The following is a 23,575-nucleotide window of genomic DNA, read 5'->3' on the forward strand; positions in this document are numbered from 1 at the left end:
TATATGACATGCCATTCCGACGACAGGACGCACCATGACCCAGACCGCCCCGATCACGCAGGATGTACTGACCATCCCCCGCAAGGCCCCCGCAGGCCCCGTCAACATCGTCGGGCTGACCCGCGAAGGGCTGCGCGCGGCGTTGATCGACTCGGGAACCCCCGAGAAACAGGCCAAGATGCGGGTGAACCAGATCTGGCAATGGGTCTATCAGTGGGGGGTACGCGATTTCCACGCGATGACCAACCTCGCCAAGGCCTATCGCGCCGACCTGGCAGAGAAATTCGTGATCGAGGTGCCAGAGGTGGTCAGCCGACAGGTGAGCGCCGACGGCACGCGCAAATACCTCGTGCGGATCGCGGGCGGGCACGAGGTCGAGGTGGTCTATATCCCCGAGACGGATCGCGGCACGCTGTGCATCTCGTCCCAGGTGGGCTGCACCCTGACCTGTTCGTTCTGCCATACCGGCACGCAAAAGCTGGTGCGTAACCTGACCGCCGGAGAGATCATCGGGCAGGTGATGCTGGCGCGCGACGACCTCGATGAATGGCCGAAACAGGGCGAGCCCGCGGGCGAGCGGCCCCGCCTCATCAGCAATATCGTGCTGATGGGCATGGGCGAGCCGCTCTACAATTTCGAGAACGTCCGCGACGCGATGAAGATCGCGATGGATGGCGAGGGGATATCGCTGTCACGCCGCCGGATCACGCTCTCGACAAGCGGTGTCGTGCCGGAAATCGCGCGGACCGCGCAGGAGATCGGCTGCCTGCTCGCTGTCAGCTTCCACGCCACCACCGACGAGGTGCGCGACAAGCTGGTGCCGATCAACAAGAAGTGGAATATCGAGACGCTGCTTGGGGCGTTGCGCGAATATCCGCGGCTCAGCAATTCCGAGCGGATCACCTTTGAATACGTGATGCTCAAGGATGTGAACGACAGCGACGCCGATGCGCGCCGGCTGGTCAAGCTGATCGCGGGCATCCCGGCGAAGATCAACCTCATCCCGTTCAACGAATGGCCCGGCGCGCCGCATCAGCGCAGCGACTGGGAGCGGATCGAGGCGTTCGCGCATATCCTCTACAAGGCGGGTTATGCCAGCCCCATCCGCACCCCGCGCGGCGAGGATATCATGGCCGCCTGCGGACAGCTCAAATCCGCCACCGAGCGCGCGCGCAAGCCGCGCCGCGAGATAGAGGCCGAGGCGGGAGCGAGCCGCCCTTGACCGGGTTCGCGCCGCTGCCGCAGCCCCTGAATGCCGAGGGCGAGGCGCGCCGCGTGGGTGTCGAGATCGAGCTGGGCGGGCTCGACGAGGCGCGCGTGGCGCGGATCGTGGCCGACCGGCTGGGCGGGCGCGCCGATCAGGAGGACAGCCATATCTGGGCTGTCCGCGAGAGCGGGATCGGCGATGTCGAGGTCTATCTCGACATTTTCCTGCGCAAGGCACAGAAAAGCCGGCTGCGCGACCTGGCGCTGGACCTGGGCCGCGAGGTGGTGCCGGTCGAGATCGTCACCGAACCGCTGGACATGGACGGGCTCGCACGGCTCGACGATCTGCGCGAGGCCCTGCGCGACGCCGGCGCGCAGGGCAGCGGCGCGGGGCTCGTCTTCGGCTTCGGCGTGCATTTCAACATCGAGGTGGCGAGCGGGGCCGATGCCGACACGGTGCGCCCGCTGCTGGCCTATGCGCTGATCGAGGACTGGCTGCGCAGTGCCTACCCGATCGACGAGTCGCGCCGCCTGTTGCCGTTCACCGATCCCTACCCCACCGATTTCGTGCGCGCGCTGATCGAGGCGGGGCCGGAGGCGGCGCGCGATCACGTCACAGGGCTCTACCTGGAACTGACACCGAGCCGCAATCGCGGGCTCGACATGCTGCCGCTCTTCGCGCATTTCGACGGCCCCCGCGTCGCCGCCGCGATCTCGGACAAGACATCGGCGCGGCCCACCTTTCATTTCCGCCTGCCCGATTGCCGGATCGACGAGGCCGACTGGTCGCTGGCCGGGGAATGGTGGCGCTGGGTGGCGGTGGAGCGGGTGGCGCGCGACGATGCACTGCTCAGGCGGCTGTCGGATGCGTGGCTCGACGATCACGGGCTGGTGACGCTGTCGCGCCAGCACTGGGCGGCGCGCGCCGGGCGCATCCTGCTGACGGCGGGGATCGAAACCGCATGACCCGAACCGCGCCGCGCCCCGTGATCGGGGTCACCGTCTCGCGCCGCTCGGGATGGCGCATCTACCCGCTGATCGCGCTCAACCTGTGGCTAGCGGGCGGGTGCCCGCGGCGCTGGCAGGCCGGGCGCGAGACCGAGATGGGCGCGGTCGATGGCGTCATCATCGGCGGCGGCGACGACATTTCGCCCGATCTCTACGGCGGCCGGATCGTCACCTCGGCGCGGCTCGACCCGGACCGCGACGCGCTGGAGCGGGGCGTGGTGCTCGATGCCTTCGCGCGGGGGATGCCGGTGCTGGGGATTTGCCGGGGCAGCCAGATGCTCAACATCGCGCTGGGCGGCACGCTGCACCAGGACGCCTACGCCACCTACGAGGCGAGCGACCACCGCCGCACGATCCTGCCGCGCAAGGAGGTCAACATCGTGCCCGGCACGCGGCTGGCGCGGCTGGCCGGGACCGAGCCGATGAAGATCAACGCGCTGCACAGCCAGGCGGTCGACGTGCTGGGCGACGGCCTGCGGGTGGCGGCGCGGGATCGCGGCGGCATGGTGCAGGCCATCGAGCGGGTCGAGGAGCCGTTCGCGCTGGGGGTGCAGTGGCACCCCGAGCACCTGTTCTACGCCCGCCGACAAATGGGGATTTTCCGCGCGCTCGTCGCCGCCGCGCGCGCGCGGCGCGCCAAGGCGGCGCAGCTTGCCGGCGTCGACGCCGAGGCGGGCTGAGCGCGGAGAGGCTGCGCCGGTGCTGCTCTCAACGGGACATTGATGACCTGCCCTCGCCGCGGAACACGGCGCAGAGAAAGGCGGGCGCGGGCTGACGCCGCGTCAAACCGTGCTATCCTTTGCCCGGACCAGAGGAGACGCGCGATGATCCGACTTGCCCTTGCCCTGATCCTGCTCGCCGCCGGTGCCACCGCGCAAGAGCGCCGCCCCAGCCATTGCATCGCCCTCGCAGATGCCGCGCCGGGGGTGCACTACCTGCACGCGGCCGGCTTCCGCGACCCGCTGCCCGATCACACGGTGCGCATCCGCTACGTCAGCCACGCCTCGTTCCTGATCCAGGCGGGCGGGTTGTCGGCGGTGACGGATTACGCCGGGTTTCTCGGCAGCGCCGGGTTCACCCCCGACGTCGTAACCATGAACCACGCCCATGCCACCCATTTCACCACCGATCCCGATCCGGCGATCCCCCATGTCCTGCGCGGCTGGGGCCGCTTCGGCGAGGGGGTGGAGCATCACCTCGATCTCGGCGCGATGCTGATCCGCAACGTCTCCACCGATATCCGGCTGGGCAGCAGCGGGCGCGAGCCGCTCGGCAACTCGATCTTCGTGTTCGAGACCGAGGGGCTGTGCATCGCGCACCTGGGACACCTGCACCACGAACCGACCGAGGACCAATACGCAGCCCTGGGGCGGATGGACGTGGTGATGGCGCCCGTGGATGGCGGCTATACCATGGCGCTCGACGCGATGATGGCGGTGCTGCGGCGGATGGAGGCGAGCATCGTCATCCCCATGCACTGGTTCACCGACGCCGGGCTGGCGCGGTTCCTCGCGGGGATGGAGGATGAATTCGCCATCCACCGCCCCGGCACCAGCGAGATCGAGGTCTCGCTGCGCAGCCTGCCCGACCGGCCCACCATCGTGGTGCTTCGTCCCGGCTGGCTGCGCGCCGGTGAGTGATGCCTCATTCGGGGCGCGGAAGGGCGACGAGACCCAGCGCGCGAGCGCTCGCAAGCGAGAGGATATTGCTGTCGAGCCCATGTTCCGCCTGGTAGCGGCGGACAGCTTTGCGGGTGCGCGCATCCATCCGCCCCGTCACCGGCCCGGGATGCAGCCCCCGCGCCATCAGCGCGCGTTGCAGCGAGGCGATGAAATCTGGCGTCCGGTCTTGCGGGCAGGGCGTCTCGATCCAGCGCACGCGCCGTTCCTCGATGATCGATTGCCGCGTCTCGGTGGCATAGCGCGCGGGCGTGACGATACGGCCATCGGCGGCGGTGACGGCGGGGGCGGTCTGCACCTGCTCGGTCACGGTCTCGACCACGGCGGGCGAGACCTGCTTGCCCCAGCAGGTGCCGGGGGGCGCGCCGGGCGGCGCCTCGGCCAGGCCCGGCGGCGGCACGAGCGCGTGCGGCACGGGCTGACAGGCGGCAAGCGCGAGGATCAGCGCGGCGGCGGGGAACGGGCGGCTGGGCATGGGCGGCGGATCGGTCCGGATCAGGGCTGTCACGGCGAGCCTAGCCGGTTTGCCCCGGCGGGGGAAGCGGCGCGGCGTCCGCATCCGCCAGCCGGTCGAGCAGGTCCGAGATATCCTCGATCTTCTCGGCCACGAGATGGATCACGCCGGCCTGCCGCTCTACCCGTCCCGTCACCCGCAGCAACCGCCCGGCGATCACCGCGCGGCGGAACCGCTCGAACAGCTTGCGCCAGACGATGACGTTGATCACCCCGGTCTCGTCCTCGAGCGTGAGAAACACCACGCCGCGCGCTGTGCCGGGCCTCTGGCGCAGGATCACCAGCCCCGCCACCGCCACACGCCCCCCCGCCAGCACCTCGGGCAGGCGGGCAGCGACGAGCGCCGCGGGCGGACGGGGCAGGCAGGGACTCATGAGAACAAAAATAGAACAAATACCTGTGGCCGCAACTCTTTTTCATGCGGCACGGCAAAAATGGTCTGGCCTCGGGCCGGGCGGTTGACTAGGTAGCCTGTTGAACTGCTGTCAAAGGGAGAGTCCCGCATCATGGCGAAAATCACCTATATCGAGCACAACGGCACGCGCCACGAGGTCGAGGTGGCCACCGGACTGACGGTGATGGAAGGCGCCCGCGACAACGGCATCCCGGGCATCGAGGCCGATTGCGGCGGCGCCTGCGCCTGCTCGACCTGCCATGTCTACGTCGCCCCCGAATGGGTGGAGAAACTGCCGCCCCGCGACGACATGGAAGAGGACATGCTCGATTTCGCCTACGAGCCCGACCCCGAACGCTCGCGCCTGACCTGCCAGCTCAAGGTGAGCGACGCGCTCGACGGACTGGTGGTGCAGATGCCCGAGCGCCAGATCTGAGGCGATGCGCGGCCTTGCCCTGATCGCCGCGCTGCTCCTGCCCGGCATGGCGGCGGCACAGGCGATCACGGCGGCAAACTACACCGACCCCACCGACCGCTACGGCCACAGGGTGCTGGGCGCGGGTGGTGAATGGGGCGCGCTGACGCTCGATCTCGACGACGGCACCACGCGCCGCGTCACCCTGCCCCAAACCCTCGTGTTCGAGGATCCCGCCCCGCGCCTCGCCGATCTCGACGGCGACGGCGCGGCAGAGGTGATCGTGGTGGAATCGAGCCTGCGCGAGGGCGCGCGCCTCGCCGTCTACGGCCCCGGCGGGCGCATCGCCGCCACGCCGCATATCGGCAGGCGCAACCGCTGGCTCGCCCCCATCGGTGCTGCCGATCTCGACGGCGACGGGCATGTCGAGATCGCCTATATCGACCGCCCCCACCTCGCCCAGGTGCTGCGGGTCTGGCGCTTTCGCGACGGCGGGCTGACCCATGTGGCCGACTATCCCGGGCTCACCAATCACAAGATCGGCTGGGATTTCATCCCCGGCGGCATCCGCCACTGCGGCGATGCGCCCGAGATGATCACCGCGGTCTCCGGCTGGTCGCAGGTGGCGGCCACGCGGTTTCGCGACAGCACCCTCGCAAGCGAAGCCATCCGCCCCTATCGCGGCCCCGAAGACCTCAACGCCGCCCTCGCCTGCCCCTGATCTTCACCTTTCCCCAAATACTCAAGGCCAGCCCGCACCTCACCCCGCGTCGGTCCGCCCCCGCCGGTCCGCCCGCAGCGCGGCATAGAGCACATGGGTCCGCCAGCGCCCGTTGATCTGGAGATAGCTCTGCGCCACGCCCTCGTACTTGAAGCCGCATTTCTCCAAGAGCCCCCGCGACGCCGCGTTCTCGGGCAGGCAGGCGGCCTCGATCCGGCTCAGGTCGAGCCGCCCGAAGGCGTGATGCACCACCCCCGCGATGGCCTCGGCCATGTAGCCCTGCCGCGCATGGGCCGCGCCGATCCAGTAGCCGAGATTGCCGGATTGCGCCGGGCCGCGCCGGATGTTGTCGAGCGTGATCGCCCCCAACAACACCCCGTCCTCGCGCCGGAACAGGAACAGCGGCAGCGCGCTGCCCCCGGTGATCGCCCGCTGCGCCCACCACACCCGGTTGGAAAATCCCTTGCGCGACAGGTGATCGTGGGCCCATGCCGGTTCCCACGGGATCAGGAACTCGGCACTCTCGGCGCGCAGGCTGCTCCAGTCGCGGAAATCCGCCATCACCGGCTGGCGCAGGGTCAGACGCTCGGTCTCGATCCTGGCGGGCCGGCGTGGCAGGAGGAACATCAGGCCGCGCGCCTCGCGTCGAGGGTCGCGATGTCCGGCGCACCCGCCACCGGGCCATAGAGCGCCAGCGCCGAGGGCGCGTGCGCCACCGTGGTCTCGGCCACCCGGCGCACATCGCCCAGACTGACCGCGTCGATCCGCTCGACCACCTCGGCCACGTCCGGCACACGACCCCAGATCTGCAACATCCGCGCCAGCCGTTCGGCCCGGTTGCCGGGGCTCTCCAGCCCCATCAGCAGCCCGGCCTTCATCTGCGCCCGCGCGCGCTCGATCTCGGTCTCGCTCATGTCCTCGGCCGCGCGCTTCATCTCGTCGATGGTGATCGTTGCCAGATCGCCGATGGCATCGCCGGAGGTGCCCGCGTAGATGGTCATCATGCCGGTATCGGCATAGGCCCCGGCCTGCGCAAAGATGGTGTAGCACAGCCCGCGCCGCTCGCGCACCTCCTGGAACAGCCGCGACGACATCGACCCGCCCAGCGCGGTGGCATAGATCTGCGCCGCGTGGATATCGTCATGGGCGTAATCCGGCCCCTCGAACGCCAGCGCCATGTGCGCCTGTTCCAGCGCCTTCTCGCGCCGCACCTCGCCGCCCTGGAACCGCGCGCGCGGTGCCTCGGCCACCGGCGCGGGGGCCATGTCGCCGAACATCCCTTCGGCCAGCCGCACCAGCGCGTCGTGATCCACCGCGCCTGCCGCGGCCAGCACCATCTGGCCGGGACGGTAATGGCGATCCACGAACCCCTCCAGGTCGGGCCGGGCAAATCCGCGCACCCGGTCCTCGGGGCCCAGAATGGTCCGCCCCAGCGGATGATCGGGATAGGCGCGCTCCTGCAACCAGTCAAAGATGATGTCGTCGGGCGTATCGAGCGCCTGCCCGATCTCCTGCAGGATCACGCCGCGCTCCACCTCGATCTCGCGCGCGTCAAAGGCCGGGTTGCGCAGGATGTCGGCCAGCACATCGGTGGCGAGCGGCACGTCGTCCTTCAGCACCCGCGCGTAATAGGCCGTCACCTCGCGCGAGGTGTAGGCGTTGATATAGCCGCCCACGTCCTCGATCGCCTCGGCGATCTGCACCGCGCTGCGCCGCGCCGTGCCCTTGAACGCCATGTGCTCCAGGAAATGCGCGATGCCGTTCTGCGCGGCCTCCTCGTTGCGCGCACCGGCCAGCACCCAGACGCCCACGGCCGCGGATTGCAGCCCCGGCATGGCCTCCGACACGACGCGGAATCCGTTGGAGAGGGTGGTCAGGTTGACACTCAATTGGCGATCCGTTCCTTGATTAGGGTCTCTATGGCGCGCAGGTCGTTGCCGACCCGCGTCACACGTTCTGCGCGGTCATACAGGTCCGCCATACGCTCGGGCAAGGGGGCGTGAATGCCGCTCGCCTCTTCCACCGCCGCTGGAAACTTCGCCGGGTGCGCGGTGGCCAGCGTGATCATCGGCACGCCGGGGTGGCGGTGCGCCTCGGCCACGTGCACACCCACCGCCGAATGGGGGCAGAGCAACTCTCCGCTGCGCTCCCAAGTCGCGCGGATCGCGGCGCGGGTCTCGTCCTCGTCCGCACGCCCGCTCTCGAACGTCTCGCGCAGCGCCTGCAAGGCGCCCTGACTGACCGCGAAACCTCCCGCCTTCAGCTCGTCCATCACCTGCGCCACGGCGGCACCCTCCTGCCCGTAGGCATAGTAGAGCGCGCGCTCGAAATTCGAACTCACCTGGATATCCATCGACGGGCTGATCGACGGCGCAACCCCGTCAGGCCGATATTCCCCGGTGCTGAGACACCGATGCAGGATATCGTTCTGATTGGTCGCCACCACCAGCCGGTCGATGGGCAGCCCCATTTGCCTGGCGATGAACCCCGCGAAAATATCCCCGAAATTCCCCGTCGGCACGGTGAAGCTCACCTTCCTGTCCGGCGCGCCGAGGCTCACCGCAGAGGTGAAATAATACACCACCTGCGCCAGCACCCGCGCCCAGTTGATGGAATTCACACCGGCCAGCCGCACCCCGTCACGAAACTCGAAATCGTTGAACATGTCCTTCACGCGCGCCTGCGCGTCGTCGAAATGCCCGTCGATGGCGAGCGCATGCACATTGCTCTCACCCGGCGTCGTCATCTGCCGCCGCTGCACCTCGGATACACGGCCATGCGGGTAGAGGATGAACACGTCCACCGCATCGAGCCCCCGAAACGCCTCGATCGCCGCCGATCCGGTATCGCCGCTCGTCGCCCCCACGATGCACACGCGCCGCCCCGAGCGCGTCAATGACGCCTCGAAAAGCTGCCCGATAAGCTGCATCGCGAAATCCTTGAACGCCAGCGTCGGGCCGTGAAACAGCTCCAGCAGGAAGTGCCCGCTGTCCAACTGCTTGAGAGGCGCCCGCGCTGCGTGGCCAAAGCCCGCATAGGCCCGCGCGATGATCCCGCGAAATTCGTCGTCGGTAAAGGCATCACCGATGAACGGCCGCATCACCCGGAACGCGGCCTCCTCGTAGCTTACCCCCTCCAGCGCACGAATATCGTCGGCACTCATCTGCGGAATGCTCTCCGGCAGATACAGCCCGCCATCGCGCGCCAGCCCCGTCAGCATCGCCTCTTCAAAGCTCAAGCTGGGCGCCTGCCCCCGCGTCGAGATATACCTCATTGCCCTGCCCCTTTCGCGGCGCGCCGCGCCCGCCAGATGAAAGCCCCGGTCATCGCCGCCCAGATGATGGCCAGCGAGAACCACGTGATCGCGTAACTCAGGTGATCATTCGGAATCCCGCCCGTGTCTACCGGCAGCGGCGTCACGCCCTGTTCCGGCGGCGACACATCGCGCGCCACGACCAGAACCGGCTCGGTCTCCAGCACCTCGGCCATCTGCGCGATGTCGCGGGCGAACCAGGTGTTGCCCGCCACGTCGTTCTCGGGCGTGGAACTCAGCCGATCATCGGGCCAGTGCAGGTTGCCGGTGACGCGCACCTCGCCAGAGGTTTGCGGAATATCCGCCGCCACCTTCACGAAGCCCCGGTCCAGCAGCACCCGCCGCCCGCCCGTGTCCAGCGCCGAGATGAGCCGATAGCCCGCGCCCACCTGCTTGCGGCTCACCAGCACCCGCAGCGCGCGCGCCCCGATCCTCCCGGTCACCGCGACCGGCAGGTAACGGTCGGCCTGCGGCTCCGCCTCGTCGGGCAACGCCACCGGCGCCGCAGAAATCCGCGCCTCGATATCGGCGAGGATGCCCTCCTTCCACGCCAGCCGGTCAAGCTGCCACTTGCCCAGGCCCAGCAGCACCGCCACACCGGCGATGCCGAAGATGAGAGGAACGATCAGGGTCTTTCGCATGATCCACACTCAAAAGGAAAATGCGGGGACGGCCCCCGCATCTTCATCTTGCCAAAAATATCCGCGCTTGCCAGGCGAAACCCGGTCAGCCGCCCCAGATATAGACCGCGGCGAACAGGAACAGCCAGACCACGTCAACGAAGTGCCAGTACCACGCCGCCGCCTCGAACCCCACATGCTGCTCGGGTGTGAAATGACCCTTCAGCACCCGCAGCAGGCAGACGAACAGAAACACCGTGCCGATGATGACGTGCGCCCCGTGAAAGCCCGTCGCCATGAAGAAGTTGGCCCCATAGATATTGCCCGAGAAGCCGAACCCGGCATGGCTGTATTCATAGACTTGGAAAAACGTGAACAGCGCCCCCAGAACGATGGCGATGATCAGGCCCCATTTCACGTCCTGCCGGTTGTTCTCGTGCACCAGCGCGTGGTGCGCCCAGGTCGCGGCACAGCCCGAGCACAGCAGGATCAGCGTGTTGATGAGCGGCAGGTGCCAGGGGTCGAAGGTCTCGATCCCGGCGGGCGGCCAGATGCCGTCCACCATTGGCGAGGCGTCGCCCATCGGATACATCGCGTGCTTGAAGAAGCTCCAGAACCACGCCGAGAAGAACATCACCTCCGACATGATGAACAGGATGAAGCCATAGCGCAGCCCGATGCGCACCACCGGCGTGTGATCGCCGGTCTGCCCCTCGTGGACCACGTCGGCCCACCAGCCGAACATGACGTAAATCACGCCGACCAGCCCGGCGAGCAGCATCCAGGGCCCGCTGTCATGGAAAAACAGCACCGCCCCGAACAGCATGACGAACCCCGACAGCGCGCCCAGAAGCGGCCATATGGAGGGGTGCAGGATATGGTAGTCGTGATTCTTGGTATGTGCCATCTCGGTCTCTTCCCTCGTCACAGGCTCAGTTCAGCGTTGTACCGTCTGTTTCCCCGGACGCAAGCGCCGCGTGGTTTTCCGGCAGGTCGATCTCGTGGAATGTATAGGACAGCGTGATCGTGTGGATATACTGCCCCTCGCGGTCGTCCACGATCTCGGGGTCCACGTAGTAGGTCACCGGCATCTGCACCCGCTCGCCGGGTTGCAGCACCTGCTCGGTGAAGCAGAAGCAGTCGATCTTGGTGAAAAACCCACCCGCCTCGTAGGGCGTCACGTTGTAGTTGGCGCGCCCTGCCACCACGCGGTCGGTGGGGTTGTAGGCCTCGTAGAAGGCCAGGCCCGTCTCGCCGATGCGAATCTCCATCTCGCGCTGCATGGGCTTGAACTCCCACGGCATGCCGCGCTCGCGGCTTGCGTCGAAACGCACCTTGATGGTCTGGTCGAGGATGTCCTCGCTCGCCACGTCCGACACGCCGGTGACCCCGCCAAAGCCGGTCACGCGGCAAAACCAGTCGTAGAACGGCACCGAGGCCCAGGCGAGCCCGCCCATCAGCACCACCACGCCCACAAGGCGGGTGACGGTCTTCGTCTTCGGATCGAGCGCCATCAGTTCCCCTCCCCCTGCTGTGTCGGCACACTGAAATCCTCGTTCGAGACCTTGGCGATCGTCAGCCCGAAGACCAGCGCCACGAATCCCGCCAGCACCAGCCCCAGCCCGAGGTTGCGCCCGAACCGGCGCTTGTGCAGCTCGTGTTCCTCGCGAAAGCTCATGCCCAGCCCCCGAAACCGAGGCCCCCGAGGCCCAGCCCCGCCAGCGCCGCCTCTGCGAGGATGGCGGTGAAATGCGCAAAGAGATACCACAGCGACAGCCGGAAGGCGCGTTTCTCCACGCGGTAATCGTCGGCCTCCGCCATGTCTTCGTCGCGCCGCCAGATCGCCACCGCGTCGCGCAGGAACAGCGCGTTGAACACCAGCGCCACGATCAGGTAGACTGGCCCGCCAATCCCGGTGAACGCCGCGCCCACGGCCATCACGGCCAGCAGCACGGTATAGACGAGGATATGCAGCCGGGTCGATTTGCGGCCATGCGTCACCGTCAGCATCGGCACGCCCGCACCGTCGTAATCGCCCCGCATGAACAGCGCCAGCGCCCAGAAATGCGGCGGCGTCCACATGAAGATCAGCGCGAACATCAGCACCGATTCGATGCTCACCGTCCCGGTCGCCGCCGCCCAGCCGATCATCGGCGGAAACGCCCCCGCGGCGCCGCCAATGACGATGTTCTGCGGCGTCCAGCGCTTAAGCCCGACGGTGTAGATCACCACGTAGAAAAAGATGGTGAAGGCAAGGATCGCGGCGGCCAGGGCATTGGTGGCGAGCCACAGCATCACCACCGCGAACACCGCCAGCGTGATGCCGAATGCAAACGCCTCGTCGCGCGTCACCTTGCCCGCCGGGATCGGCCTCCTGCGCGTCCGCCTCATCAGCGCGTCGATATCGGATTCCCACCACATGTTGAGCGCGCCCGCAGCGCCCCCGCCCACGGCAATGAACAGGATCGCGGCCAGCGCCTCCACCGGGTGCAGCGCGACCGGCGCGGCCAGCAGCCCCACCAGCGCGGTGAACACCACCAGCACCATCACCCGCGGCTTCAACAGCGCGAAGAAATCACCAAAGCCGCCCTCTCCGGGCTGCGCGGTGCTGGCTTGGTGAAGGCTCGCGTCGCTCATATCTTGCTCATTCTCTTCGCGGCGGGGCGGCGCGCGCCCCGCTGTCCATGCATCCGGCGTGCGCACACGCCCCGGCGCGCCCGCAGCGATGTCACTCGGTCGAGGCGACCTGCACAGCGGCACCCGGCAAGGTGGACGGGTCGCCCGCATATTCGTCGATCGCGCCTTCCAGCCACTCCTGGTACTCGGCCTCGCTCACCACCTTGACGGTGATCGGCATATAGGCATGCGCCTGCCCGCACAGCTCCGAGCACTGGCCGAAATAGATGCCTTCCTTCTCGGCGGTGAACCAGAGCTGCGCCAGCCGCCCCGGCACCGCGTCCTGCTTTACGCCAAAGGCGGGGATCGTCCAGCTATGGATCACGTCGGCGCCGGTCACTGTCATCACCACGGTCTTGCCCACCGGCAGCACCACGGCGGTATCGGTGGCCAGCAGGAATTCATCGCGGCTATAGCCCGCCTCGACCAGTTGCTCCTCGACCTCCGGCGTCAGCCGGTTGTCGCCGCCGGTGGCGGGCGCACCGATCATGTAGCTGTCAAAGCCGAACTCGTGATCGGTGTACTCATAGCCCCAGTACCACTGATAGCCGGTCACCTTGATGTTGATGTCTCCCTCGGGGATTTCCTGCTGCTTGAACAGGATCGGCAGCGAGTTGGCCCCGATGAACACGAGGATCAGGATCGGCACGATGGTCCAGGCGATCTCGACCGGCGTGTGATGGGTGAATTTCGCCGGGTTCGGATTGGCGCGCCGGTTGTAGCGCACGATCACGTAGGCCAGCAGCGCCGTGACGAGGAGCGTGATGGCGATGATGATGACGTTGATCGCCCCGTCGAGCCATTGCAGGTCGCGGGCAAGCTCGGTCGCCGCGGGCTGAAACCCGGTTTTGCCCGCTGAGGGCGCGCCGACGATCTCCTGCGCTTGCGCGGGGAGGGCGGAAAAGGCGGCCATAAAGGCCAAGAGGCTGGGGGTAAGTCGCATTGTGCACCCTGGTCGGTTAAAGCGGTTCATGTCTCTGGCCTTGCCCGGTCGGGCCGGGCGGTGGCGGAACGCCGTTGTCTTGGTAACGTCTAAAACCATATTCTGAACGTGACGACAAGAAAGACCATTGCGGCAAACGGACGCTTTTTTTGATCTGGATCAAATCGCGGCGCCGGCTTGACGCCCCATCACGCAGGACAGCACCCCATGAGTGACACCCCCTTTCGCCCCTTCGACACGCTCCTCGACCGCGAGGCGGCGCTGGCGTCCCTGCGCGCGGCCACCCGTGGCGCCGACGATGGCGAGCTCTTTCTCGAACGCCGCCGCGCCGAGGCACTTAGCTTCGATGACGGACGGCTGCGCACCGCCTCCTACGACGCGTCCGAGGGGTTCGGCCTGCGCGCGGTGCACGGCGAGGTGACGGGCTACGCCCATTCCTCCGAGGTGAACGAGGCCGCGCTCGCCCGCGCGGTCGAGACGGCGCGCCTCGCCGTGGGCGCGGGCGGCGGCACCCTCGCGGCGGGCCCCGCGCCCACCAATACCCGCCTCTACACCGATGCCGACCCGATCGCCGGGGCGGGCTTTCCGGTCAAGATCGACACCCTGCGCGAGATCGACGCCTTCGCCCGCGATCTCGACCCCCGCGTGGTGCAGGTCACCGCCTCGCTCGCCGCCTCGCTTCAGGAAGTGGTGATCCTGCGCCCCGACGGGCAAGAGCTGCGCGACACCCGCCCCATGACCCGGCTCAATGTCTCGGTCATCGTCGAAGGAAACGGCCGCCGCGAACAGGGCAGCGCCGGCGGCGGCGGGCGGCTCGGCATGGGCGGGCTGATCGACCCGGCCGATTGGCAGGCCAAGACCCGCGAGGCCCTGCGCATCGCGCTGGTCAACCTGCGCGCCGAGGACGCCCCCGCCGGCGTGATGGACGTGGTGCTTGGCCCGGGCTGGCCCGGCATCCTCCTGCACGAGGCCATCGGCCACGGGCTCGAGGGCGATTTCAACCGCAAGGGCAGTTCCGCCTTTGCCGGGCTGATGGGCCAACGCATCGCCGCCCCCGGTGTCACCGTGCTCGACGACGGCACGATCCCGGACCGGCGCGGCTCGCTCACCTTCGATGACGAGGGCACGCCCTCGCGCCGCAACGTGCTGATCGAGGACGGCATCCTCGTGGGCTACATGCAGGATCGCCAGAACGCGCGCCTGATGGGGGTCGAGGCCACCGGCAACGGCCGCCGCGAAAGCTATGCCCACGCCCCCATGCCGCGCATGACCAACACCTACATGCTCGGCGGCGACGCCACCCCCGGCGATCTCATTGCCGGGATGAAGGACGGCCTCTACGCCGTCGGCTTCGGCGGCGGGCAGGTCGACATCACCAACGGCAAGTTCGTGTTCTCCTGCACCGAGGCGTACCGCGTCAAAAACGGCAAGGTCGGCGCCCCGGTCAAGGGCGCCACCCTCATCGGTGACGGCGCCACCGCCCTCCAGCAAATCCGCGGCCTCGGCAACGACATGGCCCTCGATCCCGGCATGGGCAGCTGCGGCAAGCAGGGGCAATGGGTGCCCGTGGGCGTGGGCCAGCCCTCGGTGCTGATCGGCGGGCTGACGGTGGGGGGATCGGCGGCGTAGCGGCACTCTTGGGTCAATACTGCCACGTAACCAGGGTCTGCCTTGCGCCCGGGATCAGGCCTGCACGGCTTGCAGACCCGCCCGGCCTTGCCGGCACTCCGTCATCGGCTCAGCGTTTCCACGGACAGGATCGTTGGCAGGTGCCGCGCGATTTCCGACCAGGTTTCGCCTTCGTCGAAACTGGCAAAAACCGAACCCGTGTTGGTTCCGAAGTAGACGCCCGCATCGGCATCGGTGGCCATGGACTGACGCAGCACGGTGAAGAAACAGGCGCCTTGCGGCAATCCATCGCGCTTGGCCTCCCAGGTCGCGCCCGCATCGGTGGATTTCCAGACGGCAGCCGAAGCGTCCGGCGGAAAACGACCGGCCATATCGCCGTTCAGCGGAAGCACCCAGATCGTAGCCGGATCACGAGGGTGGATCGCGATCGGAAAGCCAAAGGTGGACGGCAGCCCGTCGGTCACATCGTTCCATGTGCGCCCGCCATCCGTGCTTCGATAGGTGCCATGATGGTTTTGCTGATATAACAGGTCATCAGGCCCGCGCTGCATGTTATGCACGCAATGGCCGGTTTCACCGTTGCGTGGCGCAGCAGGATGATGGTGCTCGGCACAGACCGCATCATTGGACAGCCGGTTGCGGCGCTCCCAGCTCTTGCCGCCATCTTCGGTTGCAAACACCCCCGCCGCGGATATGCCAAGCCACATCTTGTCCCCGTTATCAGGATCGCTGAGCATCGAATGAAGAACCAGGCCCGCCGCGCCCGGATTCCAGGTCTCGCGGGTCGGATGGTTTTCCAGTGCGGCGTTCTTCTCCCATGTCCGGCCCCCATCCGCACTGAACAGAAGCGATGCAGGATTTGTCCCGGCATAAAGACCGCCGTGTGCCCTGTGCAACGACCAGACAGCCTTGAGGTTTTCAAACGGAACATCGGTGGGCGTCCAGTTCATGAATGCCGCCATGTCCGGGTCGGCGGCCGCCCATTCATCAATCTGACCGTTTGAAAGCTTGCACAGCTCCCATGTCTCGCCGTCCTCGGACCGCCAGACCCCCGCTCCGGGCCACTCCCCGCCACCGCCGGCCCACAATGTTCCGCTCTCCGGATCGCCGATTACGTGATTGATGCACCAACCGTCGCAATGGGGGCCCGAGACGGACCAGTCATGGGCCCCGGGGTCCAGGACAAAGGTGCCTTTCGTCGTGCCCAAGAGAACGCGTGAATTTGCCGTCATCGTTAGCCTCAATATGCCGCCATCGTTATCCTCCAGCCGTGAGAATACCATGGCAATCCGCCCGTGTCGCATCGGCGATGACATCCCGGCGGGTTTCGGCACATGTCCGCTCCGGGAGAAATTCGTCCCACAAATCGGGCGCACGAAACCGCCCTTGTCCCCCGAGGCACAGGTCCCGGCCCCGCCCGTCTTCATCTTGCCAAAAATATCCAGATCCCGCCCGATCCGCCCCCGCGCAACCCTTGCCACCCCGTGCCCGCCCCGCGCGCCGTGGTCACGACCGCGCCCCCGGGCGTGGCCCCGGTCCCCGGCACCGCCGCGATACCGACAGGATACCGACGCGATACCGACACCGCACAGAACGCCAAAAACGATGTAATTAATTTGCAATATCATATACTTAAATGAAATCGGCAAAAAATCGGCGACTCGCGCCATTCCGGTTTACCGCCCATTAACCCTGCCCGCGCTATCCCTGTCATTGCAAGTTGGCGAGGTCGCGGATGCCCGACACAAATCATCCTTCCACTCACCCCCCACTCCCACCCACCACGGAAGATGACCGGGTGTCGTGGCTTCGCCTCTTGCGCTCCCGCCGGGTCGGGCCGAATACCTTTCACCGGCTGATGGCCGAACACGGCTCTGCCGCTGCCGCGCTCGACGCCCTGCCCGGGGTCGCCCACGCCGCGGGCGTGTCCGATTACCGCGCGTGCCCTGCCGGCGTGGCCGAGGCCGAACTGCGCGCGGGCCATGCCGCGGGCGCACGGCTTCTCACCTTCGCCGATCCCGCCTACCCGGCGGCGCTGCGCGACCTGCCGGACGCACCGCCGCTCCTGTGGGTGATCGGCGATCCGGCGATCCTCTCCCGCCCCATGATCGCCATCGTGGGCGCCCGCAACGCCTCCTCGCTCGGCCTGCGCATGGCGCGCGCGCTCTCCGCCGATCTCGCGGCGCAGGGCTACCCGATCGTCTCGGGCCTCGCCCGTGGCATCGACACCGCGGCCCATCGCGCCAGCCTCGATGACGGCACGGTGGCCGCGATGGCCGGGGGGGTCGACGTGATCTACCCTTCCGAAAACGCCGAGCTTGCCGCGCGCATCGCCGAGAGCGGCCTGCGCCTGTCGGAGCAGCCCCCCGGCCTCGCCCCGCAGGCGCGCCACTTCCCGGTGCGCAACCGCCTCATCAGCGGGCTGGCGCGCGCCGTCGTGGTGGTCGAGGCCGCGGCCAAGTCCGGCTCGCTCATCACCGCGCGCACCGCGCTCGACCAGGGGCGCGAGGTCATGGCCGTGCCCGGCCACCCGATCGACGCCCGCGCCGCAGGCTGCAACATGCTGATCCGCGACGGCGCCACCCTGGTGCGCAACGCCGCCGACGTGATCGAGGCACTGCCCCGATCGCCCGAGGCATCGCAGGCCGAAATGCCGCTCGCCCCCGCGCCGACCCAGGTGCCAGACTTGTCACCGCCTCCTCCACAGCGCACATTGCGCGACACCGCCGCGCTGCACCGCCAGATCCTGTCACGCCTCGGGCCCTCGCCGCTGGCCGAGGATCAGCTCATCCGCGATCTCGCCAGCCCCGCGCAGACCGTCGCCCCGGCCCTCGTCGCGCTCGAACTTGACGGGCGCATCACCCGCCACCCCGGCGGCCTCGTCTCGCTCGCCGTCTGACCGCATGCCACCTGGGGCCCCAGCGCCGTTCTCTGACCCTGCGTTGACAAATCCCCTTGCCAGCCCACATGGTGCGCCGCCATAAGCGGCCCCCAGAGCCGGAAGGAGTGCCCATGCCCGTCGTCGTCGTCGAATCGCCTGCAAAAGCCAAGACGATCAACAAGTATCTCGGCGATGGCTACACGGTTCTGGCAAGTTATGGCCATGTCCGCGACCTGCCGCCCAAGGACGGTTCGGTCGATCCCGAGAACGGATTCGACATGACATGGGAGGTGGGCGCCGACGCGCGCAAGCACGTCAAGGCCATCGCCGACGCGCTCAAGGACGATAACGCGCTCATCCTCGCGACCGACCCCGACCGCGAGGGCGAGGCGATCAGCTGGCACCTCGAGGAAACCCTGCGCAAGCGCAAGGCGATCCGCAAGGACACGCCGGTCAGCCGCGTCGTCTTCAACGCCATCACCAAATCCGCCGTGACCGAGGCGATGCAGAACCCGCGTGACATCGACGCGCCGCTGGTCGAGGCCTATCTCGCGCGCCGCGCGCTCGACTACCTCGTCGGCTTCAACCTCAGCCCCGTGCTCTGGCGCAAGCTGCCCGGCGCGCGCTCGGCGGGGCGCGTGCAATCGGTCTGCCTGCGCCTCATCGTCGAGCGCGAGCAGGAGATAGAGGCGTTCAGGCCCCGCGAATACTGGTCCGTCAAGGCCCGCCTCACCACCCCGCGCGGGCAGGATTTCGAGGCCCGCCTCGTCACCCTCGCGGGCGACAAGCTCGACAAGTACAGCCTGGAAAACGCCACGCAGGCCGACATGGCAGTGCAGGCGGTGGCGGCGCGTGCCCTCACCGTCACCGGCGTCGAGGCGAAACCGGCAACGCGCAACCCCTCGGCCCCGTTCATGACCTCGACCCTGCAACAGGAGGCGAGCCGCAAGTTCGGCATGGGCGCGCGGCAATGTATGTCCGCTGCGCAACGGCTCTACGAGGCCGGGCTCATCACCTACATGCGAACCGACGGGATCGACATGGCCCCCGAGGCGGTGATGGCCGCGCGCGACGCGATCAAGGACCGATACGGCGCGGACTATCTCCCGAAATCGCCGCGCATGTACAAGAACAAGGCCAAGAACGCCCAAGAGGCGCATGAATGCATCCGCCCCACCGACATGACGCGCGACGCCGGCAAGCTACGCATCTCCGACGCCGATCAGCGCAAGCTCTACGATCTGATCTGGAAACGCACGCTCGCCTGCCAGATGGCCGCCGCCCGGCTGGAGCGCACCACGGTCGAGATCGGCAGCGAGGACGGCCAGGTGGGTCTGCGCGCCACCGGGCAGGTGATGCTCTTCGACGGCTTCCTCAAGATCTACGAGGAGGGGCGCGACGACGTGGCCACCGACGACGACGACCGCCGCCTGCCGCAGATCGCGCAAGGTGACAAGGCCAGCTTCGCCAAATCCTCGCTGCGCACGGAATTCGCCAAGGCGCAAGAGGCCAAGGACACCCCCGCCGCCATGCTCTCGGAGAACGAGGCGGTACTGGGCCTGCAACACTTCACCCAGCCTCCGCCCCGCTACACGGAGGCGACGCTGGTCAAGAAGATGGAAGAACTGGGCATCGGCCGCCCCTCGACCTATGCCAGCGTGCTCGGCACCATCGAAGAGCGCGAATACGTCCGCAAGGAACAGGGCCGCCTCATCCCCGAGGACAAGGGCCGCATCGTCACCACCTTCCTGATCAACTTCTTCCGCAAATACGTGGGCTACGAGTTCACCGCCAATCTCGAAGAGGATCTCGACCGGGTGAGCGCGGGCGAGGCCGATTACAAGGAGGTGCTGTCGCGCTTCTGGCGCGATTTCTCGGCGGCCATCTCCGAGACCTCCGAGCTGAGGATCAAGGAAGTGCTCGACGTGCTCGACGACGCGCTCGCTCCCACGCTCTACCCGCCCCGCGAGGACGGCGGCGACCCGCGCCAATGCCCGCTCTGCGGCACCGGACGACTGCACCTCAAGACCTCGCGTTCGGGCGGATTCGTGGGCTGCGGCAATTACCCCGAATGCCGCTACACCCGCCCCATCGGCGGCGACGCGGCCGAAAACGGCGACCGCATCCTGGGCGAGGACGAGCACGGCAACGAGATTTCCCTGCGGTCGGGCCGCTTCGGTCCCTACGTGCAGCGCGGCGAGGCCACCGAGGACAACAAGAAGCCCGACCGCGCCAGCCTTCCCAAGGGCTGGAAGGCAGACGAGATGACGCTGGAAAAGGCGCTCACCCTGCTGAGCCTGCCGCGCGAGGTGGGCGAGCATCCCGAGGGCGGCACGATCAAGTCGAATTTCGGTCGCTACGGCCCCTACATCATGCACCAGGGCCCCGATGACGCCAAACCCGTCTACGCCAATCTCAAGGACCCCAATGACGTGTTCGAGATCGGCATGAACCGTGCGGTGGAACTGCTCGCCGCCAAGCGCGCCAATCCCGGCGGGCGCGGGCGCACGGCGGCCAAGGCCCTGCGCGATCTGGGCGAACATCCGGGCGAGGGCGGGCCGGTGCAGGTCTTCGAGGGACGCTACGGCCCTTACGTGAAATGGGGCAAGATCAACGCCACCCTGCCCAAGGACACGAGCCCCGAGGACATCACCCTCGAGGCGGCGACCGATCTCATCGCGGCCAAGGCAGCCAAGTCCGGCGGCAAGAATAAGGCTGCGCCCAAAAAGACCGCGGCCAAGAAGACCGCGGCCAAGAGCACGACCGGCAAGGCGGCCTCAAAGACCACCGCGCGCAAGAAGGTGGGCTGAGGCAGGGGCAGTCGAAATCTTCAAAAGATTTTGGCGCGCTTTCTTTCAAAGAAAGCGGGCGTAATGGCCGGGGCTACGTAGTAATCCGTAAATCGCCGCGATGCAGCGCGCCCCGCGTTGACACCGCCCCCCGCCCCGCCGCATACCAAGGTCGACGGATTTCAGGAGGAGATGCGCGATGTCCAAGGTATACGGCTCGGCGGCCGAGGCGCTTGACGGGCTCTTGCAGGACGATATGACCATCGCCGCGGGCGGCTTCGGCCTCTGCGGCATTCCCGAGTTGCTGCTCGCCGCGATCCGCGATTCGGGCGCCAAGAACCTCACCTTCGCGTCCAACAACGCAGGCGTTGACGATTTCGGCATCGGCATCCTGCTGCAGACCCGGCAGGTCAGAAAGATGATGTCGTCCTACGTGGGCGAGAACGCCGAATTCATGCGCCAGTATCTCAGCGGTGAGCTCGAACTCGAATTCAACCCCCAGGGCACGCTCGCCGAGCGGATGCGCGCGGGCGGCGCCGGCATTCCGGGCTTCTATACCAAGACCGGCGTCGGCACCCAGATCGCCGAGGGCAAGGAACACAAGGAGTTCCCCACCGGCCCCGGCGGCCAGCCCGAGACCTATATCCTCGAGCGCGGCATCTTCGCCGATCTCTCGATCGTCAAGGCATGGAAGGCCGACACGACCGGCAACTGCATCTTCCGCAAGACCGCGCGCAACTTCAACCCGCCCGCGGCCATGTGCGGCCGCACCTGCGTGATGGAGGTCGAGGAGATCGTCGAACCCGGCACGCTCGACCCCGACTGCATCCACCTGCCCGGCATCTACGTGCACCGCCTGATCCAGGGCGATCACGAGAAACGCATCGAACAACGCACCGTGCGCAAGAGGGAGGAAGCCTGATGCCCTGGACCCGCGACCAGATGGCGGCACGCGCCGCGCAGGAGCTCGAGGACGGCACCTATGTAAATCTCGGCATCGGCATCCCGACCCTGGTGTCGAACTACATCCCCGAGGGCGTTCAGGTGACGCTGCAATCCGAAAACGGGATGCTCGGCATGGGCCCCTTCCCGCTCGAGGGCGACGAAGACCCCGATCTCATCAACGCCGGCAAGCAGACCATCACCGAGCTGCCCCACACCGCCTATTTCGATAGCGCCACCTCCTTCGGCATGATCCGGGGCGGCAAGATCGCGATGGCGATTCTCGGCGCGATGGAGGTGGCCGAGAACGGCGATCTGGCCAACTGGATGATCCCGGGCAAGCTGATCAAGGGCATGGGCGGCGCGATGGACCTCGTCGCCGGCGTGCGCCGGGTGGTGGTGGTAATGGACCACACCAACAAGGCGGGTGAATCAAAGCTGCTCAAGAAATGCACCCTGCCGCTCACCGGCACCGGCGTGGTGAATCGCATCGTCACCAACCTCGGCGTGCTCGACGTGGTCGAGGGGGGCCTGCGCATCGTGGAATGCGCCGATGGCGTGACCGAGGACGAGATCCGCGCCGCCACCGAGGCCGCGATCGTCAACTGAAACCGTCGACCGACCGGGGCCGGGCCGCCGCGCCCGATCCCGGTCTAGTTCAACGCCAGGTCGAAGGCGCAGGCGTCGGTGACGAGCTCGGGCCGCGTCTTGCACAGCCCCCGCGCCACCTCGAAGGCCGCGAGTACGCGCGGCACGTAATCGCGCGTCTCCGCAAAGGGGGGCACGCCGCCGTGATCGCGCAGCGCCCCCTCGCCCGCGTTGTAACCCGCCAGCGCCAGGATGACGTCGCCGCCGAATTCGCCGATCAGCCAGTCGAGATAGGCCGCGCCGCCGCGGATGTTCTCGGTCGGGGCCAGCGGGTCGGCCACGCCGAACCGCGCGGCGGTGTCGGGCATGAGCTGCATCAGACCCTGCGCCCCCTTCTCGGACACCACCTCCGCGCGCCCGCCCGATTCCACCGCGATCACCGACAGCACCAGCGCGGGCGACACCCGCGTGCCGACGGTGGCGCGCAGGATGTCGGCGCCCCGCGCGCGCAGGATGTCACGCAGGGTTTGCAGCCGCGGCACTGCCGGGGCCACCCCATCGGGCGGATTGGCGAGACGTGTCATCGCGGCGCGCAGGCGCAAAGCCCCGTCAGCGTCGAGCGCGGCGGGCACCTCCTCCCAGAACCAGCCAAGGCGCGGCTCCGCCCGCGCACCTGCCTCGCTCCCGCCGTCGGCAAGCGGGGCCTCGCGTGGCGTGATCTGCACCAGCGGGCCGCGCGGCGCACCGGGCTTCGGGGCTTCCTCGAACTTGGGCGAGAAGTCGGGAAAGGGCGGCGGGCCATCGCCCCGCGCGCCGCCACCCGGTGCCAGCGCGGCAAAAAAGCACAAAACCCTGAATATTCCGTTGATCGGCACCGCTCTGCCCCGGATCGTTTCCCTTCATCATGTCAACAATCCGCTCTCATGGCCAGAATCGTTGCGTGAAACACGGATCGTTTTGCGCGATTTTCGTCAAATTCTGCACGCAAAAGATGTATATCGAGAGATATTTTCAGTTTATATTATTTATTTTCAACAGCTTACCAACTTTCTCGGTAAAATTCACCAAAACACGGAAATCGCTGCATTGCCGCCCAAATCGCGCCCGGATTGGGCGACCATATAGGATCACACCACGACGGCAACGGGCCATAAAACTGGAGGGTCTGAAACCGGGGTGGATGTGAAACCTGAGCAACTGATCCTTTGGAGGGACCAAACCATGATGAACTTTTTCAAGAACTTCTCGAAAGACGAAG

General features: G+C 67.4%; 25 protein-coding genes. 11 read left to right on the forward strand and 14 right to left on the reverse strand.

The window, feature by feature from the left end:
• Window positions 1-34 precede the first annotated feature (34 nt).
• The 4 genes from rlmN (at window position 35) to AC13D8_RS13275 (ending at window position 3,854) form a co-directional block, all read left to right on the forward strand.
• Complete coding sequence (gene rlmN, locus AC13D8_RS13260; RefSeq protein WP_482969213.1) at window positions 35-1,222, forward strand: dual-specificity RNA methyltransferase RlmN; 1,188 nt, start codon at window positions 35-37, stop codon at window positions 1,220-1,222.
• Window positions 1,219-2,172, forward strand: coding sequence for an amidoligase family protein (locus tag AC13D8_RS13265; RefSeq protein ID WP_482969214.1), 954 nt, complete (start codon window positions 1,219-1,221; stop codon window positions 2,170-2,172). The genes rlmN and AC13D8_RS13265 overlap by 4 nt, the downstream gene beginning before the upstream one ends.
• Complete coding sequence (locus AC13D8_RS13270) at window positions 2,169-2,894, forward strand: gamma-glutamyl-gamma-aminobutyrate hydrolase family protein (RefSeq protein WP_482969215.1); 726 nt, start codon at window positions 2,169-2,171, stop codon at window positions 2,892-2,894. The genes AC13D8_RS13265 and AC13D8_RS13270 overlap by 4 nt, the downstream gene beginning before the upstream one ends.
• 144 nt (window positions 2,895-3,038) lie before the next feature.
• Window positions 3,039-3,854 (forward strand): MBL fold metallo-hydrolase, encoded by an 816-nt coding sequence (locus AC13D8_RS13275; protein WP_482969216.1) that lies wholly within the window; start codon window positions 3,039-3,041, stop codon window positions 3,852-3,854.
• Between the two features lie 4 nt (window positions 3,855-3,858).
• Here the strand turns inward: AC13D8_RS13275 and AC13D8_RS13280 are convergent, their stop codons facing one another.
• Complete coding sequence (locus AC13D8_RS13280; RefSeq protein WP_482969231.1) at window positions 3,859-4,368, reverse strand: peptidoglycan-binding domain-containing protein; 510 nt, start codon at window positions 4,366-4,368, stop codon at window positions 3,859-3,861.
• A 40-nt stretch (window positions 4,369-4,408) separates the two neighbouring features.
• Complete coding sequence (locus AC13D8_RS13285; RefSeq protein ID WP_482969217.1) at window positions 4,409-4,780, reverse strand: OB-fold nucleic acid binding domain-containing protein; 372 nt, start codon at window positions 4,778-4,780, stop codon at window positions 4,409-4,411.
• Between the two features lie 132 nt (window positions 4,781-4,912).
• On the opposite strand from AC13D8_RS13285, the gene AC13D8_RS13290 reads away from it, so the two are divergent.
• Window positions 4,913-5,236, forward strand: coding sequence for a 2Fe-2S iron-sulfur cluster-binding protein (locus AC13D8_RS13290; RefSeq protein WP_104019223.1), 324 nt, complete (start codon window positions 4,913-4,915; stop codon window positions 5,234-5,236).
• A gap of 4 nt (window positions 5,237-5,240) precedes the next feature.
• Complete coding sequence (locus tag AC13D8_RS13295) at window positions 5,241-5,936, forward strand: FG-GAP repeat domain-containing protein (protein WP_482969218.1); 696 nt, start codon at window positions 5,241-5,243, stop codon at window positions 5,934-5,936.
• Window positions 5,937-5,975: 39 nt separating this feature from the next.
• Here the strand turns inward: AC13D8_RS13295 and AC13D8_RS13300 are convergent, their stop codons facing one another.
• From AC13D8_RS13300 to coxB, 9 genes are all read right to left on the reverse strand, one after another.
• A complete protein-coding gene (locus AC13D8_RS13300) occupies window positions 5,976-6,563 on the reverse strand; it encodes a GNAT family N-acetyltransferase (protein WP_104019224.1) in 588 nt (195 codons plus the stop codon).
• A complete protein-coding gene (locus AC13D8_RS13305; protein ID WP_104019225.1) occupies window positions 6,563-7,825 on the reverse strand; it encodes a M16 family metallopeptidase in 1,263 nt (420 codons plus the stop codon). Before AC13D8_RS13305 ends, AC13D8_RS13300 begins: the two co-directional genes overlap by 1 nt.
• Window positions 7,822-9,210 (reverse strand): threonine synthase, encoded by a 1,389-nt coding sequence (gene thrC / locus AC13D8_RS13310; RefSeq protein WP_482969219.1) that lies wholly within the window; start codon window positions 9,208-9,210, stop codon window positions 7,822-7,824. The genes AC13D8_RS13305 and thrC overlap by 4 nt, the downstream gene beginning before the upstream one ends.
• Window positions 9,207-9,890 (reverse strand): SURF1 family protein, encoded by a 684-nt coding sequence (locus AC13D8_RS13315; RefSeq protein WP_482969220.1) that lies wholly within the window; start codon window positions 9,888-9,890, stop codon window positions 9,207-9,209. Before AC13D8_RS13315 ends, thrC begins: the two co-directional genes overlap by 4 nt.
• 85 nt (window positions 9,891-9,975) lie before the next feature.
• A complete protein-coding gene (locus AC13D8_RS13320; protein WP_482969221.1) occupies window positions 9,976-10,776 on the reverse strand; it encodes a cytochrome c oxidase subunit 3 in 801 nt (266 codons plus the stop codon).
• Between the two features lie 25 nt (window positions 10,777-10,801).
• A complete protein-coding gene (locus AC13D8_RS13325; protein WP_482969222.1) occupies window positions 10,802-11,383 on the reverse strand; it encodes a cytochrome c oxidase assembly protein in 582 nt (193 codons plus the stop codon).
• On the reverse strand, window positions 11,383-11,547 hold the full coding sequence (locus AC13D8_RS13330) for a hypothetical protein (RefSeq protein WP_164989249.1): 165 nt from the start codon (window positions 11,545-11,547) through the stop codon (window positions 11,383-11,385). The genes AC13D8_RS13325 and AC13D8_RS13330 overlap by 1 nt, the downstream gene beginning before the upstream one ends.
• Window positions 11,544-12,506, reverse strand: coding sequence for a heme o synthase (gene cyoE / locus AC13D8_RS13335; protein ID WP_482969223.1), 963 nt, complete (start codon window positions 12,504-12,506; stop codon window positions 11,544-11,546). The genes AC13D8_RS13330 and cyoE overlap by 4 nt, the downstream gene beginning before the upstream one ends.
• Before the next feature lie 91 nt (window positions 12,507-12,597).
• On the reverse strand, window positions 12,598-13,488 hold the full coding sequence (coxB, locus tag AC13D8_RS13340; protein ID WP_129434480.1) for a cytochrome c oxidase subunit II: 891 nt from the start codon (window positions 13,486-13,488) through the stop codon (window positions 12,598-12,600).
• A 207-nt stretch (window positions 13,489-13,695) separates the two neighbouring features.
• Between coxB and tldD the strand changes: the two genes are divergently transcribed.
• The gene (tldD, locus tag AC13D8_RS13345) at window positions 13,696-15,117 is read left to right on the forward strand and encodes a metalloprotease TldD (RefSeq protein ID WP_482969224.1); all 1,422 of its coding nucleotides are present in this window, start codon (window positions 13,696-13,698) and stop codon (window positions 15,115-15,117) included.
• Between the two features lie 101 nt (window positions 15,118-15,218).
• On the opposite strand, the gene AC13D8_RS13350 is transcribed toward tldD, so the two are convergent.
• Window positions 15,219-16,349, reverse strand: coding sequence for a WD40/YVTN/BNR-like repeat-containing protein (locus tag AC13D8_RS13350; protein WP_482969232.1), 1,131 nt, complete (start codon window positions 16,347-16,349; stop codon window positions 15,219-15,221).
• Window positions 16,350-16,852: 503 nt separating this feature from the next.
• Here AC13D8_RS13350 and dprA point away from each other — a divergent pair.
• From dprA to AC13D8_RS13370, 4 genes are all read left to right on the forward strand, one after another.
• Complete coding sequence (dprA, locus tag AC13D8_RS13355; RefSeq protein ID WP_482969225.1) at window positions 16,853-18,016, forward strand: DNA-processing protein DprA; 1,164 nt, start codon at window positions 16,853-16,855, stop codon at window positions 18,014-18,016.
• A gap of 113 nt (window positions 18,017-18,129) precedes the next feature.
• A complete protein-coding gene (gene topA / locus AC13D8_RS13360) occupies window positions 18,130-20,808 on the forward strand; it encodes a type I DNA topoisomerase (RefSeq protein WP_482969226.1) in 2,679 nt (892 codons plus the stop codon).
• 178 nt (window positions 20,809-20,986) lie between these two features.
• Window positions 20,987-21,709: a CoA transferase subunit A gene (locus tag AC13D8_RS13365; protein ID WP_129434170.1), complete on the forward strand. Its 723-nt coding sequence runs from the start codon at window positions 20,987-20,989 to the stop codon at window positions 21,707-21,709.
• Window positions 21,709-22,338, forward strand: a complete 630-nt coding sequence (locus AC13D8_RS13370) for a CoA transferase subunit B (protein ID WP_104019236.1) — start codon at window positions 21,709-21,711, stop codon at window positions 22,336-22,338. The genes AC13D8_RS13365 and AC13D8_RS13370 overlap by 1 nt, the downstream gene beginning before the upstream one ends.
• 44 nt (window positions 22,339-22,382) lie before the next feature.
• Here AC13D8_RS13370 and AC13D8_RS13375 read toward each other — a convergent pair whose 3' ends face one another.
• On the reverse strand, window positions 22,383-23,192 hold the full coding sequence (locus tag AC13D8_RS13375) for a lytic transglycosylase domain-containing protein (RefSeq protein ID WP_482969227.1): 810 nt from the start codon (window positions 23,190-23,192) through the stop codon (window positions 22,383-22,385).
• A 136-nt stretch (window positions 23,193-23,328) separates the two neighbouring features.
• On the reverse strand, window positions 23,329-23,575 hold a 247-nt coding region (locus AC13D8_RS13380), incomplete at its 5' end, for a hypothetical protein (protein ID WP_482969228.1).

The sequence above is a fragment of the Roseovarius sp. B-10 genome, from assembly GCF_056859295.1.